This window comes from Flavobacterium sp. ALJ2 (assembly GCF_015594725.1).
In the GTDB taxonomy this organism is placed as follows: Bacteria; Bacteroidota; Bacteroidia; order Flavobacteriales; family Flavobacteriaceae; genus Flavobacterium.
In genome coordinates, this window is record NZ_JADNRC010000092.1 from 1 (window position 1) to 328 (window position 328).

At 32.0% G+C, this 328-nt stretch carries 1 protein-coding gene; it reads right to left on the reverse strand.

All coding sequences use genetic code 11. The features are described 5' to 3' along the window. Nucleotides 1-66: 66 nt before the first annotated feature. On the reverse strand, nt 67-328 hold a 262-nt coding region (locus IUY40_RS19355), incomplete at its 5' end, for a transposase (protein WP_229335727.1).

Sequence of the window (328 nt, forward strand, 5' to 3'; positions counted from 1 at the left end):
ATTCACTTTTCGTACTACTCTAAATTGACTTCTAAACGCTTTTATTTTAGCGTTAAAAGATTCCGCTTAAGCATTCGTACTTCTATTATCAAAATAGTTCAAGATTGACTGGTAATTAAACGTTATGGTATTAAGTAGGATATTAAGGTTTTTAAACCCCGATTGCTCTACATTCCTGTACCAATGGACTAGTTTGGTCATAGCAATGTATTTGTTGTTGTTATAAATCCCACGAAGTTGCTGTACTAGTCTATGAGCTGTTTTTATATCAGGATATAGGCTAAATAAGATCTGAGTTCTTTTATTTTGACTCTCAGTCCATTTTTTA